Origin of the sequence: Microbacterium sp. CFBP 8794 (assembly GCF_014841235.1) — a bacterium.
Taxonomy (GTDB): Bacteria; Actinomycetota; Actinomycetes; order Actinomycetales; family Microbacteriaceae; genus Microbacterium.
The window spans coordinates 491,677-508,984 of record NZ_JACYTT010000002.1 but is presented as its reverse complement, the minus strand read 5'-3'; the positions used below and the strand labels follow the sequence as shown (position 1 = coordinate 508,984).

The window sequence follows — 17,308 nt, the reverse complement described above, 5'->3', positions numbered from 1 at the left end:
ACGAGCCGCCTAGGCTGAAGCGGTGACCCCCGAGCCCCGCAGCGGACGCCCCCGCGCCTCGTCGCGAGAGGTGCTGGCCGAAGCCGCGTGCGAGCTGTTCCTCGAGCGCGGCTACGACGCCACCTCGGTGTCCGACATCACCCGCCGGGTCGGCGTCAGTCGTTCCAGCTTCTTCAATTACTTCGCCGCGAAGAGCGACGTGCTGTGGTCGGGGTTCGATGAGCGTGTGGATGCCGCCCAGCGGCACCTGCGCACGGGGTCGGCGATCGATGAGACCCTGATCCGCATCGGAGAGGGGTTCGCTCCCGACGCCCTCGCCCTGGCGATCACGAACGCCGACGCCATGGGCATCGCCGCCGAGCTCGACCGCGATCGCGCCATCCGGCAGTTCCGGCTGCAGCGGGATCTCGCGGCGCGGTTCGTGCGGGACGGGATGCCGGAGCTCTCGGCCGAGGTGCGCGGGGGAGCCCTCTCGGCGGCGGTTCTGGCTGCCGTCTGGGCGTGGGCGGACCGCACCGCAACCGGGCCGGCGCTCCGTGACATGCTCACGGCGGCCCTCGCTCTCGCCTGAGCCGGGCGGCGCCGGGGCCACGGGCCACGCGGGTCGACAGCGCCTTTCGCGCCACCCGCGTAAACTCGTCTCATCATGGCGACTTTCGGCACCCTCTCCGACCGGCTCACAGAGACCTTCCGCAACCTCCGGAAGAAGGGCCAGCTCACACCCGCCGACGTCGACGGGACCGTGCGCGAGATCCGCCGGGCCCTGCTCGACGCCGACGTGGCCCTGCCCGTGGTCAAGGAGTTCACGGCGGCGGTGCGCGAACGCGCCCTCGGCGACGAGGTCAACCGTGCGCTGAACCCCGCGCAGCAGGTCGTGCAGATCGTGAACGACGAGCTCGTCGGCATCCTGGGCGGTCAGCAGCGACGACTGCAGTTCGCGAAGAACCCCCCGACCGTCATCATGCTCGCGGGCCTCCAGGGCTCCGGTAAGACGACCTTCGCCGGCAAGCTCGCCAAGATGCTCGAGAAAGACGGGCACACCCCGCTGCTGGTCGCCTGTGACCTCCAGCGCCCGAACGCCGTCAACCAGCTGCAGGTCGTCGCCGAGCGCGCCGGTGCCGCCATCTACGCCCCCGAGCCGGGCAACGGCGTCGGCGACCCCGTGAAGGTCGCCCGCGACGGCGTCGCCTACGCCACCCGCCAGCAGCACGACATCGTCATCATCGACACCGCCGGCCGCCTGGGCGTCGACGCCGAGCTGATGAAGCAGGCCGCCGACATCCGCACGGCGACCCAGCCCGACGAGGTGCTCTTCGTCATCGACGCCATGATCGGCCAGGATGCCGTCAACACGGCCAAGGCGTTCCAGGACGGCGTCGACTTCACCGGCGTCGTGCTGTCGAAGCTCGACGGCGATGCCCGCGGTGGTGCGGCCCTGTCGGTGGCCTCGATCACGGGTCGGCCGATCATCTTCGCGTCGACGGGTGAGGGTCTCGACGACGTCGAGCCGTTCCACCCCGACCGCATGGCGTCGCGCATCCTCGACCTCGGTGACATCCTCACCCTGATCGAGCAGGCGCAGTCCGCGTTCGACGAGGCCGAGGCGATGGCGGTCGCCGAGAAGCTCGCGACCGAGACGTTCACGCTCGAAGACTTCCTGCAGCAGATGCAGCAGATGAAGAAGATGGGCTCCATGAAGAAGATGCTCGGGATGCTCCCGGGCATGGGCAACATGAAGCAACAGCTCGAAGACTTCGACGAGCGCGAGATCGATCGCACCGAGGCCATCATCCGCTCGATGACGCTCGGTGAGCGTCGCAACCCCAAGATCCTCAACGGCTCGCGTCGCCTGCGCATCGCTCGCGGTTCGGGCATGACGGTGACCGACGTCAACCAGCTCGTGCAGCGCTTCGACCAGGCCGCCAAGATGATGAAGACCGTCGCACGGGGCGGTGTGCCCAACATCCCCGGCATGGGTCCCGTCGGCGGAAAGCCCGGCGCCTCATCGAAGCGCGGCAAGCAGCAGAAGGCGAAGGGCTCGCGCTCGGGCAACCCCGCCAAGCGCGCGGCCGAGAACGCCGGGGTCGCCGAGGCGACCGCTCCGACCGGTTCGGGCTTTGGCCTGGGCGGCCAGGCGGCGCCGAGCGAGGCCGACCTCGCCGAGCTGCAGAAGATGCTCGGTCGCGGCTGACCCCGCGACGAAGGTTGCTCGGTCGCGGCTGACCCCGCGACGAGAGCTGCTCGGTCGCGGCTGACGCCGCGCCCAGGGCGTCGGGTCAGGGCAGCACGTCGGCGTCTTGCAGTGCCGACATGACCGTCTGCTCGATCGCGCGCTGACCCCGCGGCGTCGGGTGCACGTCGTCGGGCTGCATCCATTCGGGGTGCCCGACGAGCGGCTGCCCGACGTCGAGGAACGTGCCCCCGGCGTCGTCGACGGCGTCTCTCAGGGCCTGCGAGGTGACGGCGGTGTCGTCGGGGACGTCGGCCTCGTCGTTCCAGATGGTGCTGAGCCCGACGATGCGCGCGTCGGGCGCCGCCTCGCGCAGCAGCTCGACGGTGTCGGCGGTATCGTCGCGGATCTCGTCGCCGTCCTCCCAGAAGTCGTTGCTCGAGGATTCCACGACGATCAGCTGCGGTTGCAGGGCGGTGACGGCGGGCGCGAGCCCCGAGAAGGGCACCCCGCAGTCGCCCGTGACGACGAAGCCCGCTCCCGCGCAGGCGAGGTTGGTGAGGTTCAGGTGCGCGCGCGTGCCGAGCAGCACCGGCCACGCCTGCTCCGGTTCCAGCCCGAACCCCGACATGAGGGAATCGCCCACCGTCACCACGCGCAGGGGCGCGGGCGTCGACGAGGGCGTCGCGGTGGGGGAGGGACGCAGCACCGGATCGGCGAANGCGCAGGCGGTGAGGGGCACGCCCAGGCCCACGGCGATCGCCGTCGTGACCACCAGAGAACGCCCGCGCATCATGGAGCGATCCTATGAGGGTGACCCTATGAAGGGGCGCCGAGCCCGCTCACACCCGCAGCGAGGCGAGGTGCTCGCGCAGGGTGGGTCCCGCGCGGAACTCGCGGATCAGGTGGTGCACGACCTCGCGCAGATCGCCGTCGGCGGCCTCGGCCACCGCGACCTGGCGAGCGGAGCTGCCGCCGGTGGCGAGGATCGTCTCGAGCCCGGCGAACTCGCGCGCGCAGTGCAGCTCGGCGGCGACCCCGGCGAGCTCCTGCATCGTCGAACGCAGGTGGTCGACCACCGGCAGCTGCGTGCCGTCGCGATCGACGATGACCCGCGCGTCCAGACCGTAGCGGGCTGCGCGCCACTTGTTCTCGCGGGCGTACCAGGGCGGGATGCCGGGAAGCTCGCGACCCTCGTCGATCAGGCGCGAGAAGTGCTCCACGAGCGTCTGCGCGAGGGCGGCGACCGCGGCGAGCTCGGGCAGGGTCGACATCCCGTCGCACGCGCGGATCTCGACGGTGCCCCACTTGGGCGCCGGACGGATGTCCCAGCGCACCTCACTGGCATCCGCCATGACCCCGGTGCGCACCATGTCGTCGAGGTAGCGCTCGAAGTCGTCCCAGGTCTCGAGCTGCCAGGGCAGACCCGCGGTGGGCAGCTGCTGGAACACGAGGGCGCGGTTCGAGGCGTACCCCGTGCGCTCGCCCGCCCAGAATGGACTGGATGCCGAGAGGGCCTGCAGGTGCGGGAGGTAGACGGTGAGGGCGTTGACGATCGGCAGGACCTTCTCGACGTCGTCGACGCCGATGTGCACGTGCACGCCCCAGATCATCATGTTGCGGCCCCACCACTGCGTGCGCTCGATGAGCGAGTGGTAGCGCGTCTTGTCGCTGACCTGCTGGTCGAACCACTGCGCGAAGGGGTGGCTTCCGGCGCACAGCAGCTCGACGCCGAGCGGCTCGGTCTCTTCGCGCAGAGCGCCGATCGCGTCGGCGATGTCGTCGACGGCTCCGGCGACGGTGTCGCCCACGCCGCTGGTGACCTCGACGGTGTTCGTCAGCAGCTCACCCGTGACGGTGAAGCGCTCGAGCGCGGTGCGATCCTCGAGGCGTTCGAGGATCTCGGGGGCACGGGGGACCAGGTCGCCCGTCTCGCGGTCGGCGAGCATGAGCTCCCACTCCAGCCCCACGGACGAGCGCGTCGATGCAGCGAACGGCAGCCTCATGCGGCTCAGTCTCGCATGCGGCATGCGGTGGATCGCGCCGCGGGAAACGCCGTGTTACGCCGACTCCGGCGCGCCGCGGCGTGTCATTCGATGTCGCTGTCGCGGGTGGGGCGACGGATCTGGCAGAATAGAGGGTCGGACCCACCACTCGACCCTCTATCCAGTGTCGGTCCGCCCTTTTGAGCTTCCGCCGGGTGTGCACCCCACGCTCCAGGCGTTCGGTTCGTTCGTTTTCCATCATCAGGAGTCATCGTGGCTGTCAAGATCCGTCTCAAGCGCCTCGGAAAGATCCGCGCGCCCTACTACCGCATCGTCGTCGCCGACTCGCGCACCAAGCGCGACGGTCGTGTCATCGAAGAGATCGGCAAGTACCACCCGACCGAGGAGCCCTCGTTCATCGAGGTCGACTCGGAGCGCGCGCAGTACTGGCTGTCGGTCGGCGCCCAGCCCACCGAGCAGGTCGCCGCCATCCTCAAGCTCACGGGCGACTGGGGCAAGTTCAAGGGCGACGCCAACGCCGTGTCCACCGTCAAGGTGCGCGAGCCCAAGGCGCCCTTCCAGCCCGACGCCGCCAAGAAGTCGGTCGTCAAGCCCAAGGCCGAGAAGAAGGCTGCCGAGGCCCCCGCCGAGGCGTCCGCCGACGCCGCCGAGACCTCGGCCGAGTAATTCCCGTGCTGTCTGCCGCGCTCGAACACGTCGTCAAGGGGATCGTCGATCACCCGGACGCCGTGACCATCCGTTCCAGCACCTCGCCCCGCGGCGATGTGCTGGAGGTTCACGTGCACCCCGATGACCGGGGTCGCGTGATCGGGCGCGGCGGACGCACCGCCAAAGCACTGCGCACCGTCGTGTCCGCCCTCGCCGACGGGCGTCGCGTTCGCGTCGACGTCGCCGACGACTGATGGCGGCCGACGACACCGCGGGCTCCCAGCCCGCCAAGACCCAGCTCCGCGTCGGGCGCCTGGTCAAGGCCCACGGCCTGAAAGGCGCCTTCAAGCTGGAGCTCTACACCGACGACCCCGACAGGCGCTTCGTCCCGGGCAGCACCTTCACTCTGCAGGTGCCCGAGTCGTCGCCGTGGCACGGCCGCGAACTGACCGTTCGCGAGTTCCGGTGGATGAACTCGCACCCCGTCGCCTTCTTCGAGGGTGTCGACGACCGCAACGCCGCCGAGGCGCTGGTCAAGGCCATCCTGTGGATCGACCAGGACTCCGAGACCGCCCCCACCGAAGACGACGCCTGGTACGACCACCAGCTGGTCGGTCTCGACGTGGTGCGTGACGGCGACATCATAGGTCGCGTGGTGCGGGTCGAACACTTCCCCGCGCAGGACCTGCTCATCGTCCGCCTGAGCGGCGACGAGCGCGAGGTCCTCGTTCCGTTCGTGAGCGCGATCGTTCCCGAGGTCGACATCGCCGCCGGTCGCGTGGTCGTCACGCCCCCGGCCGGTCTCTTCGAAGAGCTTCCGTCGGTCGAGGGCGACGAGCCCGAGCCCGACGCCGCCGACCTCGAGGCGCACGTCGACGAGACGCCCGACGCCGACGAGGCCACCGACGCGCGCGAGGACTGACGTGCGCATCGACATCGTGTCGATCTTCCCGACGATCTTCGACGCGCTCGAGGTGTCGCTGCTGGGCAAGGCCCGTCAGAGCGGCCTGCTCGACGTGCGCGTGCACGATCTGCGCGACTACACGCACGACCGTCATCGCACGGTCGACGACACGCCCTACGGGGGCGGCGCCGGCATGGTCATGAAGCCCGAACCCTGGGGCGAGGCGCTCGACGACGTCACCCGCGATGCGCCCGAGCGGCCCGTGATCGTCTTCCCGTCGCCCGCCGGCGAGCGGTTCTCGCAGGCCACCGCGCGCGAGCTGTCGACCGCCCCGCACCTCGTCTTCGGATGCGGTCGCTACGAGGGCATCGACGAGCGCGTCTTCGACTACGCCGCCGAACTCGGCGAGGTGCGTCTCATCAGCCTGGGCGACTACGTGCTCAACGGGGGAGAGGTCGCCGTGATGGCGATGGTCGAGGCCATCGGCCGCCTCGTGCCCGGCGTCGTCGGCAACCCCGAGAGCCTCGTCGAGGAGTCCCACGAAGACGGGCTGCTCGAGTATCCGTCGTTCACCAAGCCCGCGGTGTGGCGCGAGCGCGAGGTGCCCCCGGTGCTGCTCAGCGGCAACCACGGTGCGGTGGGCTCGTGGCGACGCGAGCAGCGGCTCGAGCGCACGCGACAGCGCCGGCCCGACCTGCTCGCCGACTGACCCCGCCGCCCCGGGTGTACGCCTCGCGGCCTGGGGCGGAGGGGGAGTCCGCATCGGGTGCGCCCCGCGCTCGGCACCGGCCCGCCCTGTGAATGACGGATGCCGCGACCCCGAGGCCGCGGCATCCCTCGATCGCGTGTCAGTCGACGCCGAGGAACGAACGGTCCGTGAGCACGATCGGGCCGTCGGCGGTGATCGCGACCGTGTGCTCGGAGTGCGACCCGCGCGAGCCGTCGGCGCTGCGCAGCGTCCAGCCGTCGGGGTCGGTGACCAGCTCGTCGGTCGTGTGCAGGAACCACGGCTCGAGCGCCACGACGAGACCCGCACGCAGCGGATAGCCGCGTCCTGCCTTGCCGTCGTTGGCGACGTGCGGGTCGCCGTGCATCGTGCGTCCGACGCCGTGACCGCCGAAGTCGGTGTTGATGCTCAACCCCTCGGCGTGGGCGACCGCGGCGATGGCCGCCGAGATGTCGCCGATCTTGTGGCCGACGGTCGCGGCGTCGATCGCGGCGGCCAGAGCGCGCTCCGAGGTGTCGATGAGCGCCAGGTCCTCCTCGCGGGCCGTGCCGACCACGAACGACACGGCCGAGTCGGCGACCCAGCCGTCGACCGACGCCGCGAAGTCCAGCGAGACGAGGTCGCCGTCGCGCAGGACGTAGTCGTGGGGGAGGCCGTGCAGCACGGCGTCGTTGATCGAGGTGCACAGCACCTTGCCGAACGGGCTCGCGCCGAACGAGGGGTGGTAGTCGATGTAGCAGGACTCGGCACCGGCAGCGCGGATCATGTCGTGGGCGCGGCGATCCAGGTGCAGCAGGTTCGTGCCCACCTTGGTCTCGTCGCGCAGGGTCGCGAGCACCTCCGCGACGAAGCGGCCCGCCGGACGCATCGCTTCGATCTCGGCCGGGGTGCGAAGTTCGATCATGGTGTTCCTCTCGTGGAACATCCATTCTCCCCGACGCGGCGCCCTCGCGCCGAGACGGGCAGAGGGTTCTCATAGGCAGCGCACATTCCCGCGCCGTAGCATCGGTCCATGGCGCTGCGCAGACTCTTCCTCGGCTGGTTGTTCCCGGCCGCCTTCGTCTTGCCGCTCTGGCTGTTCGTCGGATGGATCGTGTTCTCGGGCGGAAGCGGGTGGGCCCTGCTGTGGCTGTTCGTCGCCCTTCCGGCCGTCTTCGTCTCGCAGGTGCTGCTGTCACTGCTCATCCGCGGACGCGCGAGTGTGCGCGAGTCGCGCGCGGTGTCGTGGCGCGATGTCGCGGGCCTGGGGCTCTGGCACGTGGTGATCGTCGCGCTGGGCTTGTTCGACTCGCGCGTGTTCTTCCCGCTGCTGGTGCTGTCGGTCGTCGGTGCGCTGCTGCTGTTCTGGTCGTCGCTGGCGCAGCTGTGGAACGAGGCACGGGGCGCGGTCACCGTGCTGCACGCCACCGACGGCACGGCCTACATCCCACCGGCGCAGGAACGCCCGGCTGCCCAGCCCGCGGGCGACGTGATCGTCGTCTCCGAAACGCGCCGTCCCGACTGAGCCGGTTTTGCCGCGCTCGGTGTCCGTGGCAGAATAGGCGTTTGTGCCCTGACCGGCTCTGCCTCAGGGGAGTCCGCCGCATCCGCGGCTTCGGGCACGCCTCACCTTTTCCCCTTTTATCGTGCGATCGACCTGTGGCGGTCGCAGGAAGTGAAGATCATGCAGATCCTCGACTCCGTCGACGCAGCCTCGCTGCGGTCCGACATCCCCGTCTTCGCCCCCGGCGACACCGTCAAGGTGCACGTCAACATCACCGAAGGCACGCGCTCGCGTGTCCAGGTCTTCCAGGGCGTCGTCATCGGCCGCTCGGGCGATGGCGTCCGCGAGACGTTCTGCGTCCGCAAGGTCAGCTTCCAGGTCGGCGTGGAGCGCACGTTCCCCGTCCACAGCCCGGTGATCGACCACATCGAGGTCGTCACCCGCGGTGACGTCCGTCGCGCCAAGCTCTACTACCTGCGCAGCCTCCGTGGCAAGAAGGCCAAGATCAAGGAGAAGCGCGACCGCTGAGTCCGCTCCCCTCGAACGCCCCGTGGATTTCACCCACGGGGCGTTCGGCGTTTTCGCGGCGGCGTCGGTCATCCGTCGGGGCCCCGATGTGCGACCCTTGTCCGTGCGGTTCTCCGGTGTGCGGCGGACCCGGTGAAGGAACACATGAACGACCAGACCGCCTCGACCCCGGATGCAATGGCATCCCGTTCCGACGGTCGGCGTCGCCGCGGGTGGGGGCTGTTCTTCCGCGACCTCGTGGTCATCGTGCTCATCGCGCTGGTCGTGTCGTTCCTGGTCAAGACGTTCGTGGTTCGGTCGTTCTACATCCCGTCGGCGTCGATGGAGAACACGCTGATGATCAACGACCGCATCCTGGTCGATGAGCTGACCCCCCGTTTCGGCGAGTACTCGCGGGGCGACGTCGTCGTGTTCCGCGACCCGGGCGGATGGCTCGACACCACACCGGCCGCTCCTCGGTCGCCGCTCGTCGAGGGCGTCGACTGGGCGCTGTCGCTCTTCGGCCTGTCGGCTCCCGACAGCGACGACCACCTGATCAAGCGCGTGATCGGCACCGCCGGCGACCACGTCGTCTGCTGCAACGCGCTCGGGCAGACCACCGTCAACGGCGTGCCGCTCGACGAGAGCTACGTGCGCCTCGCGCCCGGCGCCACGGCTCCCGAGCCGGTTCCCTACGACATCACGGTGCCCGAGGGCTCGCTCTGGGTGCTCGGCGACAACCGCAACAGTTCGCGCGACTCGCGCTTCAACCAGGATCAGCCGGGGCTGGGCTTCGTTCCCGTCGACAACGTCGTCGGGCGCGCCTTCCTCAAGACGTGGCCGCTCGACCGGTTCGGCCTCGTCGACTTCCACCACGAGGTGTTCGCGGGGGTCCCCGCGCCGGGATCGCCGTGATCGAGCCCACCCTCACGCTCGAGCGTCGCCTGCTCAAGGAGCACGCGATCGTCATCGCCTGCGACGAAGTCGGTCGCGGGGCGCTGGCGGGACCGGTGGCGGTCGGCGCGGCGGTGGTCGACCCGGCCCGCTCACGTAAGCGCGTGCCGATGGGGCTGCGCGACTCCAAGCTCGTGCCCGAGGCCCGTCGCCCCGAGGTCGCCGCCCGGGCGGCGGCGTTCGTGCAGCACAGCGCCGTCGGATGGGCGAGCTCCGTCGAGGTCGACGAGATCGGCATCATCCGTGCCCTCGGACTCGCGGCGGTCCGGGCGATCGCCGACCTGCGCGCCCACGGCGTCGTGCCCGAGGAAGCGCTCGTGATCCTCGACGGCAACCACGACTACATCACCCCGGCGGGCGAGTCCGGACTGACGGTGCGCCCGATCATCAAGGCCGACCGCGACTGCGCGAGTGCGGCCGCGGCATCCGTCATCGCCAAGGTCGCCCGGGACACGCTGATGGTCGGTCTGCACGACGACCTGCCCGCCTACGGGTGGGCGCGCAACAAGGGGTACGCGAGCCTCGATCACCGCGACGCCATCGCCGTGCACGGCATGAGCGAGCACCACCGGCATTCGTGGGCGATCGCCGCGGCGCCCACGCTGTTCTGACGACGCCGATCCGACGACGCCGAGGGACGCGCCCGGGAGCGCGCCCGCGTGCGGCTCGGCGCCCGACGCCCGCCTAGGATGGGAGAACCATGGATGACGACGTCTTCGAGGACTACGACCGCGAACTCGAACTGGCCCTTTACCGCGAGTACCGCGATGTCGTGCGCCAGTTCACCTACGTGATCGAGACCGAGCGACGGTTCTACCTGGCCAACGACGTCAATGTCGTGCGCCGCGACACCGAGCACGACTTCTACTTCGAGATCTCGATGACCGACGTGTGGGTGTGGGACATCTACCGCGCCGACCGGTTCGTGAAGTCGGTGCGGGTGCTGACGTTCAAGGACGTCAACGTCGAAGAGCTCTCTCGCCATGACTTTCAGCTGCCCGACGAGCTGTCGCTCGACAACTGAGGCTCCTCCACAGCGGCCCGATCTCTCGGGCTCTCCACCGATGACGGTTTCGACGCTCCGGACGAGGTGAGCCGGATGCCACGCTCTCGGGCATGGCAGCGAAAGACGATCTCGGCCGAGCCGGGGAAGAACGCGCCGTCGCCTTCTTGACGGGCGACGGTTACCGGATACTGGCGCGGAACTGGCGGTGCGCACAGGGCGAGCTCGACATCGTCGCCGAGCACGGGAGCACTCTCGTCGTGGTCGAGGTGAAGACCCGCCGGAGCGAGGACTTCGGTCACCCGTTCGAGGCGATCGACGCGCGCAAGGCGGCTCGCCTGTGGCGGTTGGCCATGGCGTGGATCGCCGCTCACCCCGACGCGGCACGCGGCCGCCATCTGCGCATCGACGCGATCGCCCTCGTGGGGGACGATCCGGCGACGGCCCGCCTCGAGCACCTCGAGGACGCCCTGTGAGCGTGGCGCGCACGTGGGCCGTGGCGCTGACGGGCCTGCGCGGAGACCCCGTCGAGGTCGAGGCCGACGTGTCGTCGCAGACGCCGGAGTTCGCCATCATCGGACTCCCCGACAAGTCCCTCGGCGAAGCAGGACGCCGGGTGCGCAACGCCTGCGCCAATCGTGGTCTCGATCTGCCGAAGCGGCGGATCACCGTGAACCTCTCGCCGGCGAGTCTTCCCAAACGCGGGTCGGGGTTCGACGTTGCCATCGCCGTGGCCGCGCTGGCGACGACCACGCGCATGGATGCCGCCCGCGTCGCCGCCACCGTGCACATCGGCGAGCTGGGACTCGACGGGCGGCTGCGCCCGGTGCCGGGCATTCTTCCCGCGGTGGTCGCTGCCCGCCGCGCGGGGCACGCACGGGTCGTGGTCCCCGCGGCCAATGCGGCCGAGGCCGCCCTCGTCGAGGGGGTCGAGGTGTTCGCCGCCACCTGCCTGGCCGAGGTCGTGCGCTGGCACGGAGGGGCGACCGACGCCGTGGAGCTGGACCCCGTCACGGCTCCGACGGTCGACGACTCCTCCGATGAGAGCCACGAACTCGCCGACGTCGTCGGGCAGGCCGATGCCGTCGACGCGCTCGTCGTGGCGGCGGCCGGCGGCCACCACATGCTGATGAGCGGGCCCCCGGGCGCGGGCAAGACCATGCTGGCGCGTCGGCTCCCCGGCATCCTGCCCCCGCTCGACGACGACGCCGCGCTGTCGGTGGCGTCGGTGCGCTCCCTGTCGGGCGAGACGGTGACCCGGTTGTCGCGGACACCGCCGTTCGAGAGCCCTCACCACGGCGCGACGGCCGCCGCCCTGATCGGGGGAGGGTCGGGCGTGGTACGCCCGGGCGCCATCGCCCGCGCCAGCGACGGGGTGCTGTTCCTCGACGAGGGTGGTGAGTTCCCGGCGGCGGTCCTCGACGCCCTGCGCCAACCGCTCGAGAGCGGCGTCATCCAGGTGCACCGATCGGGGGTGGCCGCCACCTATCCCGCGCGTTTCCAACTCGTGGTCGCGACGAACCCCTGCCCGTGCGGTCAGTACGGGGTGGCCGGGGGAAGGTGCGAGTGCGCCCCGCAGGCGATCCGTCGTTACACCCGTCGGCTGTCGGGTCCCCTCCTCGACCGGATCGACATCGACCTGCGCCTCCAGCGCGTGTCGGCCGCGCGACGCGAGAGCGACACGCGGACGGTGACCACCGCGCAGGCGCGCGAGACCGTCGCGCGCGCGCGAGAACATGCGGCGGTCCGGTGGGCCGCAACCCCGTGGCGTCGAAACGCCGACGTGCCGGGGACCTGGTTGCGCGGCCCCGCGGCACCGTCGCCCGCCGTGCTGAGCCCGCTCGACGCGGCACTGCGGCGTGGGGGGCTGACCCTGCGCGGCTACGACCGGCTGCTGCGGGTGGCGTGGACCGTCGCCGACATCGCCGGTCATGAGCGGTTGCAGCCCGACGACGTGGGTCGAGCGCTGTACCTGCGGCGGGGGATGAGCGCGTGAACCTCCCCGATCTCGAGGCACCGGCCGCGCGCCGCGCCCTCCGCGGGCTCCGGCGCGCCGAGGGCGACGACGGCTCGGCCTACGCCCGCGCGATCTGGAGCGTTCTGCTCGAGCCCGGCGACGGGGTGGCCGGGGCCCTGATCGCGACGCACGGGCCGGTCGACGCGCTCCGTCTCGTCTCGCGCGGAGAGGGGGCGGAACTCGCGGACGCGCGCGCACGGTGGCTGCCGCGCCTGCAGCCCGGGTCGATCACCGCCGCGCTGGAGTCGGCCCGTCGGGCGGCGGTCGACCTCGTCGTGCCGGGCGACGAGGACTGGCCGGTGAAGCTCGACGACCTCGGTGCCCATGCCCCGGTGGCTCTGTGGCGGCGGGGCCGATCTGCGGCTCCCGTCGGGCCCGTCGTCGCCCTTGTCGGGGCGCGCGCCTCGACGGCCTACGGCGAGGGGATCGCTGCCGACCTCGCCGCCGAGCTCGCTGCGGACGGCGTCACGGTGGTGTCGGGAGCGGCGTACGGAATCGACGGCGCGGCCCACCGCGCCGCGTTGAGCACCGCGGGAACGACGAGCGCCTTCCTCGCCGGAGGCGTCGACCGTTCGTATCCGCGCGGGCACGAAGCCCTGCTGACGACGATCGCCGCGTCGGGTGGGGTGTGGAGCGAGACACCGTGCGGAGCCGCACCGACGAAATGGAGGTTTCTCGCGAGGAACAGGCTGATCGCGGGGTTCGCCGATGCCGTGGTCATCGTCGAGGCCGGGTGGCGCAGCGGCTCGCTCAACACGGCTGCACATGCGGCGACGCTCGGTCGCGCCCTGGGGGCGGTACCCGGGCCGGTGACGAGTGCGGCCTCGGCCGGCTGCCACCGCATCCTGCGCGAGTACGACGGAGTGTGCGTGACCTCGGCTGCCGACGTGCGCGAGATGCTCGGCGGCGCGGGAGCGGGCACATCGGCCGACGAGGGGCGTACCGACGAGAGCACCCGGATCATGGACGCCCTCTCCGCGCGGTCGGCGCGACCGACCGACGAGGTCGCGCGGAGGAGCGGGCTGGCGCCCTCACGCGCCGTCGCGCTCCTGGGCTTCGCCGAGCTCGAGGGGCGGGCGATGCGCGACAGCGAGGGGGACTGGCTCCTGAGGCACGGCGCGCGATGAGAGGGAGGGCGGCGGGGTGCCCGATGCTCGGTGCGTGGCGGCGTGAGCGCCTTCGGTCGTCCGTTCGGTCCGATCGCGGTCTGAGCGCGCGTCGTGTCGGGCTCCGCCGTGCGTGGCGGGCAGGGTGGAGCCGTGCGTGTGTCGGAAGCCGTCGAGGGGTATCTCACCCACCTCTCCGACGTGCGCCGGCTCTCGTCGGCGACGGTGCGCGCGTATCGGGCCGACCTGGCCGACCTCACGGGAGCGACCGGCGATCCGGAGGTCGCGGCGCTCGGCGTCGAGGACCTCCGCGAGTGGCAGTGGGAGGCGTCCAGATCCGGGCTGTCGAAAGCCACTGCTGCGCGACGGACGTCGGCGGTGCGGGGGTTCCTCGCTTGGGCGAAGGATGCGGGGCTGATCGACGGCGACCCGGCGCAGCGCCTCGTCGCCCCCAAGCGCGGTCGCACGCTGCCGGCCGTCGCCACTGCCCAGGCACTCGAGGGCGTCCTCTCGACGGCGGCCGAGAACGCGCGCGAGGGTGACCCGCTGGCGCTGCGAGACCACGCCCTGCTCGAGATGCTCTACGGCTCGGGCGCCCGCGTGTCGGAGATCTGCGGTCTCGACCTCGACGACATCGACCCCGAGCGTCGCACCCTGCGTCTGCGCGGGAAGGGCGACAAGGAGCGCGTCGTGCCCTACGGCGTTCCCGCCGGCCTCTCCCTCGACGCCTACCTGGTCCGCGCGCGCCCGGTCCTCTCGGCGCGCGGTGAGGGGGGCGCGGGACGCGCGGTGTTCCTCGGTGCGCAGGGGCGGCGCCTGGGCCCACGGGCCGTGCACTCCCTCGTCTCGCGCACCGTGGCCCCCGTCGTCGGCGCTGAGACCCTGGGGCCCCACGCGCTGCGCCACTCCGCAGCGACGCACCTGCTCGACGGGGGCGCCGACCTGCGCGCGGTGCAGGAGATCCTCGGACACGCCAGCCTCGGAACCACGCAGATCTACACCCACGTCTCTGGCGAACGGCTGCGGGAGGCGTACAAGCTCGCGCATCCGCGGGCCTGAGCACCCGGGCGTCTGACCAGCCGCGCACGTGGTGTCCGAGCCGCGGAGCATGCGGGCCTCGGAGCAGCCACGCGTCTGACATTTGAGAACCTCAGCATCACCGCACTCGAGCGGGTACGGGGCCGAGTATGCGCGGGCCGCGTGGGCGCGAGCTCGAGCCTGCACGGGCTCACGCCTGCGTGGACTCGAGCATGCCCGACCCCGCTTCACGGCCCGAGACGTCGACCCGATGCACGTCCTGCGCGGCCAGCCGCTGGCGCTCGCCCCGTCGGCGGACGTAGCGTGAGCCGGGTGAATCGCCGATCCGTCTCCGCCGCGGCGGGTGCCGTCGTGCTCGTCCTCTCGCTCGCCGGGTGCGCGCTGCAGCCGACGCCCGTCGAGACGCGCCTTCCCCCGGGAGCGGTCGTCACCTCCGCGCCTCCGACGGCTGCCGCGCCCTCGCCGACGGTCGTCACCCTGCCCCCGACCACGGCACCGACGGTCGCCCCCGTGCCCGATCCCTCGACGCCGGCGTCGGACCCCGACGCCCTCTCGTGCGGCGACGGAGGCTCGCAGAACGTCTCCGGCGCCGAACAGACGGTCCGCGTCGTCGGCACCTGCGCCGAGCTCACCGTCTCGGGGTCCGCGCTGACGGTGGATGCTGCGGGCGCGACGATCCGATCCCTGCGCGTCTCGGGCGATCGCGTCCGGGTGTCGGCGTCGGCGATCGATGCGCTCGTCGTGCAGGGCAACGACGCGGCGGTCTCGTCGGGCGGCGCCATCGGCAGCGTCGACCTCAGCGGCGACCGCACGACCGTCGACGCCGGTGGTGCCGTCTCGTCGGTCACGGTGCGCGGGCAGGACAACATCGTCCGCGCCGGCGGGGGAGTCGGCCAGACCACGGTCGAAGGACGCGGCAACCAGATCGGCTGATGCCGGGCCGCTCGACCGTGAGCAGGTGACGTCGCGGAACCGCGCCGCCCGGCCCCGTCGTCAGCAGCAGGGCAGCAGAACCGCCCGGGGAACGCCGCCCAGCAGCCGCAGCGGGTTGATGTACTCGCCGTCCAGCCGCACGCCGAAGTGCAGCGTGTGCGGCCGGGTGTGACCTTCGGGGGCGACGGTGCCCACGACGGCTCCGCGGGCGATGCGGTCACCGGTGACCAGGCCGGTCGCCACGGGCTCGAGGGTCGTGACCAGACCGTCTCCGTGGTCGATGGTGACGACGAGGCGTCCGGCCACCGCTCCGGCGAAGGCGATGCGACCGTCGGCGGGGGAGCGCACCGGCTCGGGGGTCGCGAGGTCGATTCCGCGGTGGCCCGGACCGTAGCGGTGGGCGGGGGCTTCGAAGGGGCGGAGGAGCTGCACCGTCTGCACCGGCCACACCCACCCCCGATCGGCGAGCGGATCGCCGCCGACCGTCGGGTTCGCCGCGAGCAGCAGGGCGAGGATCATCGCGAACCGGAGCGCGCGCAGGACGAGGGGCCGGGATCGCATGGCCGAAGTCTCCCGCCCCGTTCCGTGCCCTCGAGGGCGAATCGGGCGTGACGGTGACGGTCCCTCTCCTGCACGCGGTGGGGAGGAGGCGTCCTGTATGCTGGAGGACGCATCTCGCTTGTCGGGATGACTCCGCGTGCCCTCAGCGCAGCGCGCCGCCCCTCGGGGCAGCGCATCGCGCGGCATCCACACCCCATGGTCCTCCGCTCCGGCGGATGGCGGGTGTGCGCCGGGCACCAGGCTCGTCGAACGCATCGTCCGACGCGAACAACCACAACCACGGCGCGAAAGCGCCCAGAAACAGGAGTACGACCATGGCCGTCGTCACCATCCGCCAGCTGCTCGACAGCGGCGTTCACTTCGGACACCAGACCCGCCGGTGGAACCCGAAGGTCAAGCGCTTCATCCTGACCGAGCGCTCCGGCATCCACATCATCGACCTGCAGCAGTCGCTCGGGTACATCGACAAGGCTTACGAGTTCGTCAAAGAGACCGTCGCGCACGGCGGCACCATCCTCTTCGTCGGCACCAAGAAGCAGGCGCAGGAAGTCCTCGCCGAGCAGGCGACGCGCGTGGGCCAGCCCTACGTCAACCAGCGCTGGCTCGGTGGCCTCCTCACCAACTTCCAGACGGTGTCGAAGCGCCTCGCCCGTATGAAGGAGCTCGAAGAGCTCGACTACGAGAACCCGGCCGAGAGTGGCTTCACCAAGAAGGAGCTGCTGCTCAAGAAGCGCGAGCTCGACAAGCTGCACAAGTCGCTCGGTGGTATCCGCAACCTGCAGAAGACCCCCTCGGCCATCTGGGTGGTCGACGCCAAGCGCGAGCACCTCGCGGTCGACGAGGCCAAGAAGCTCGGCATCCCCGTCATCGGCATCCTCGACACGAACGCCGACCCCGACGAGTTCCAGTACCCGATCCCCGGTAACGACGACGCGATCCGCTCGGTGAGCCTGCTCACGCGCATCATCGCCGACGCCGCCGCCGAGGGCCTCATCCAGCGCCACCAGCCCGCCGGCGAGGCCGAGGCCGAGGCCGCCGAGCCGCTCGCCGAGTGGGAGCGCGAGCTGCTCACCTCGGGCACGTCCGACGAGGCTGCGGCCGAGACCGACGCCGAGACCACCGAGGCCGCCACCGAGTCGGCTGACGACGCCGCGGGCGCCGAGGCTCACGACGAGGCCGTCGCCGACGCGTCGGGCGAGACCGCGACCGAGGTCGCCGACGCCGAGGCCACCGACAGCAAGTAAGCCGCGC

Annotated in this window: 21 protein-coding genes; 17 read left to right on the top strand and 4 right to left on the bottom strand. The window is 71.4% G+C overall.

Annotated features, from left to right (window positions below; all coding sequences use genetic code 11):
• Window positions 1-22: 22 nt before the first annotated feature.
• Together IFU19_RS06270 and ffh are read left to right on the top strand one after the other, a co-directional pair.
• Window positions 23-571: a TetR family transcriptional regulator gene (locus tag IFU19_RS06270; protein WP_192013215.1), complete on the top strand. Its 549-nt coding sequence runs from the start codon at window positions 23-25 to the stop codon at window positions 569-571.
• Between the two features lie 75 nt (window positions 572-646).
• Window positions 647-2,191: a signal recognition particle protein gene (gene ffh, locus IFU19_RS06265; RefSeq protein WP_055836644.1), complete on the top strand. Its 1,545-nt coding sequence runs from the start codon at window positions 647-649 to the stop codon at window positions 2,189-2,191.
• 85 nt (window positions 2,192-2,276) lie between these two features.
• On the opposite strand, the gene IFU19_RS17140 is transcribed toward ffh, so the two are convergent.
• Window positions 2,277-2,816 (bottom strand): SGNH/GDSL hydrolase family protein, encoded by a 540-nt coding sequence (locus IFU19_RS17140; protein WP_441004769.1) that lies wholly within the window; start codon window positions 2,814-2,816, stop codon window positions 2,277-2,279.
• A 196-nt stretch (window positions 2,817-3,012) separates the two neighbouring features.
• Entirely contained in the window at window positions 3,013-4,176 is a 1,164-nt protein-coding gene (locus IFU19_RS06255; RefSeq protein ID WP_055939829.1) for a glutamate--cysteine ligase, read from the bottom strand.
• Window positions 4,177-4,428: 252 nt separating this feature from the next.
• Between IFU19_RS06255 and rpsP the strand changes: the two genes are divergently transcribed.
• The 4 genes from rpsP to trmD are packed head-to-tail and all read left to right on the top strand — an operon-like array spanning window position 4,429 to window position 6,437.
• Window positions 4,429-4,842 carry a 30S ribosomal protein S16 gene (gene rpsP, locus IFU19_RS06250; RefSeq protein ID WP_055836651.1) on the top strand — a complete coding sequence of 138 codons (414 nt, stop codon included), beginning with the start codon at window positions 4,429-4,431 and terminating at the stop codon, window positions 4,840-4,842.
• A 5-nt stretch (window positions 4,843-4,847) separates the two neighbouring features.
• A complete protein-coding gene (locus IFU19_RS06245) occupies window positions 4,848-5,078 on the top strand; it encodes an RNA-binding protein (RefSeq protein WP_055939831.1) in 231 nt (76 codons plus the stop codon).
• The gene (rimM, locus tag IFU19_RS06240) at window positions 5,078-5,746 is read left to right on the top strand and encodes a ribosome maturation factor RimM (RefSeq protein WP_191914953.1); all 669 of its coding nucleotides are present in this window, start codon (window positions 5,078-5,080) and stop codon (window positions 5,744-5,746) included. Before IFU19_RS06245 ends, rimM begins: the two co-directional genes overlap by 1 nt.
• Window position 5,747: 1 nt before the next feature.
• Window positions 5,748-6,437 carry a tRNA (guanosine(37)-N1)-methyltransferase TrmD gene (trmD, locus tag IFU19_RS06235; RefSeq protein WP_191914954.1) on the top strand — a complete coding sequence of 230 codons (690 nt, stop codon included), beginning with the start codon at window positions 5,748-5,750 and terminating at the stop codon, window positions 6,435-6,437.
• A gap of 139 nt (window positions 6,438-6,576) precedes the next feature.
• Here the strand turns inward: trmD and map are convergent, their stop codons facing one another.
• Window positions 6,577-7,359 carry a type I methionyl aminopeptidase gene (map, locus tag IFU19_RS06230; protein WP_055836664.1) on the bottom strand — a complete coding sequence of 261 codons (783 nt, stop codon included), beginning with the start codon at window positions 7,357-7,359 and terminating at the stop codon, window positions 6,577-6,579.
• A gap of 108 nt (window positions 7,360-7,467) precedes the next feature.
• On the opposite strand from map, the gene IFU19_RS06225 reads away from it, so the two are divergent.
• The 10 genes from IFU19_RS06225 to IFU19_RS06180 all read left to right on the top strand — a co-directional run bounded on the left by IFU19_RS06225 (window position 7,468) and on the right by IFU19_RS06180 (window position 15,496).
• Window positions 7,468-7,959: an MFS transporter permease gene (locus IFU19_RS06225; RefSeq protein ID WP_192013213.1), complete on the top strand. Its 492-nt coding sequence runs from the start codon at window positions 7,468-7,470 to the stop codon at window positions 7,957-7,959.
• Window positions 7,960-8,118: 159 nt separating this feature from the next.
• The gene (gene rplS / locus IFU19_RS06220) at window positions 8,119-8,466 is read left to right on the top strand and encodes a 50S ribosomal protein L19 (RefSeq protein WP_055837868.1); all 348 of its coding nucleotides are present in this window, start codon (window positions 8,119-8,121) and stop codon (window positions 8,464-8,466) included.
• Between the two features lie 144 nt (window positions 8,467-8,610).
• Window positions 8,611-9,360, top strand: coding sequence for a signal peptidase I (gene lepB / locus IFU19_RS06215; protein ID WP_055836669.1), 750 nt, complete (start codon window positions 8,611-8,613; stop codon window positions 9,358-9,360).
• Window positions 9,351-10,010: a ribonuclease HII gene (locus IFU19_RS06210; RefSeq protein WP_055837870.1), complete on the top strand. Its 660-nt coding sequence runs from the start codon at window positions 9,351-9,353 to the stop codon at window positions 10,008-10,010. The genes lepB and IFU19_RS06210 overlap by 10 nt, the downstream gene beginning before the upstream one ends.
• Before the next feature lie 89 nt (window positions 10,011-10,099).
• A complete protein-coding gene (locus IFU19_RS06205; protein WP_055836674.1) occupies window positions 10,100-10,423 on the top strand; it encodes a DUF2469 family protein in 324 nt (107 codons plus the stop codon).
• 92 nt (window positions 10,424-10,515) lie between these two features.
• The gene (locus IFU19_RS06200; RefSeq protein WP_191914958.1) at window positions 10,516-10,878 is read left to right on the top strand and encodes a YraN family protein; all 363 of its coding nucleotides are present in this window, start codon (window positions 10,516-10,518) and stop codon (window positions 10,876-10,878) included.
• Window positions 10,875-12,398, top strand: a complete 1,524-nt coding sequence (locus IFU19_RS06195; RefSeq protein ID WP_192013212.1) for a YifB family Mg chelatase-like AAA ATPase — start codon at window positions 10,875-10,877, stop codon at window positions 12,396-12,398. The genes IFU19_RS06200 and IFU19_RS06195 overlap by 4 nt, the downstream gene beginning before the upstream one ends.
• Window positions 12,395-13,546 carry a DNA-processing protein DprA gene (gene dprA, locus IFU19_RS06190; protein ID WP_192013211.1) on the top strand — a complete coding sequence of 384 codons (1,152 nt, stop codon included), beginning with the start codon at window positions 12,395-12,397 and terminating at the stop codon, window positions 13,544-13,546. The genes IFU19_RS06195 and dprA overlap by 4 nt, the downstream gene beginning before the upstream one ends.
• 132 nt (window positions 13,547-13,678) lie before the next feature.
• The gene (locus tag IFU19_RS06185) at window positions 13,679-14,584 is read left to right on the top strand and encodes a tyrosine-type recombinase/integrase (RefSeq protein WP_192013210.1); all 906 of its coding nucleotides are present in this window, start codon (window positions 13,679-13,681) and stop codon (window positions 14,582-14,584) included.
• A 291-nt stretch (window positions 14,585-14,875) separates the two neighbouring features.
• A complete protein-coding gene (locus IFU19_RS06180; RefSeq protein WP_070407863.1) occupies window positions 14,876-15,496 on the top strand; it encodes a DUF3060 domain-containing protein in 621 nt (206 codons plus the stop codon).
• 60 nt (window positions 15,497-15,556) lie between these two features.
• On the opposite strand, the gene IFU19_RS06175 is transcribed toward IFU19_RS06180, so the two are convergent.
• Window positions 15,557-16,057 carry a murein hydrolase activator EnvC family protein gene (locus IFU19_RS06175; RefSeq protein ID WP_249405352.1) on the bottom strand — a complete coding sequence of 167 codons (501 nt, stop codon included), beginning with the start codon at window positions 16,055-16,057 and terminating at the stop codon, window positions 15,557-15,559.
• A 314-nt stretch (window positions 16,058-16,371) separates the two neighbouring features.
• Between IFU19_RS06175 and rpsB the strand changes: the two genes are divergently transcribed.
• A complete protein-coding gene (gene rpsB / locus IFU19_RS06170) occupies window positions 16,372-17,301 on the top strand; it encodes a 30S ribosomal protein S2 (RefSeq protein WP_055836696.1) in 930 nt (309 codons plus the stop codon).
• The last annotated feature ends 7 nt before the right edge of the window (window positions 17,302-17,308 follow it).

Bases quoted from the DNA above. Each gene is read 5' to 3' on its own strand.
- rplS (WP_055837868.1), top strand. From the start codon at position 8,119: ATGCAGATCCTCGACTCCGTCGACGCAGCCTCGCTGCGGTCCGACATC.
- IFU19_RS06255 (WP_055939829.1), bottom strand. From the start codon at position 4,176: ATGAGGCTGCCGTTCGCTGCATCGACGCGCTCGTCCGTGGGGCTGGAG.
- IFU19_RS06200 (WP_191914958.1), top strand. From the start codon at position 10,516: ATGGCAGCGAAAGACGATCTCGGCCGAGCCGGGGAAGAACGCGCCGTC.
- rpsB (WP_055836696.1), top strand. From the start codon at position 16,372: ATGGCCGTCGTCACCATCCGCCAGCTGCTCGACAGCGGCGTTCACTTC.
- IFU19_RS06175 (WP_249405352.1), bottom strand. From the start codon at position 16,057: ATGCGATCCCGGCCCCTCGTCCTGCGCGCGCTCCGGTTCGCGATGATC.
- IFU19_RS06205 (WP_055836674.1), top strand. From the start codon at position 10,100: ATGGATGACGACGTCTTCGAGGACTACGACCGCGAACTCGAACTGGCC.
- IFU19_RS06225 (WP_192013213.1), top strand. From the start codon at position 7,468: ATGGCGCTGCGCAGACTCTTCCTCGGCTGGTTGTTCCCGGCCGCCTTC.
- map (WP_055836664.1), bottom strand. From the start codon at position 7,359: ATGATCGAACTTCGCACCCCGGCCGAGATCGAAGCGATGCGTCCGGCG.
- rimM (WP_191914953.1), top strand. From the start codon at position 5,078: ATGGCGGCCGACGACACCGCGGGCTCCCAGCCCGCCAAGACCCAGCTC.
- ffh (WP_055836644.1), top strand. From the start codon at position 647: ATGGCGACTTTCGGCACCCTCTCCGACCGGCTCACAGAGACCTTCCGC.
- lepB (WP_055836669.1), top strand. From the start codon at position 8,611: ATGAACGACCAGACCGCCTCGACCCCGGATGCAATGGCATCCCGTTCC.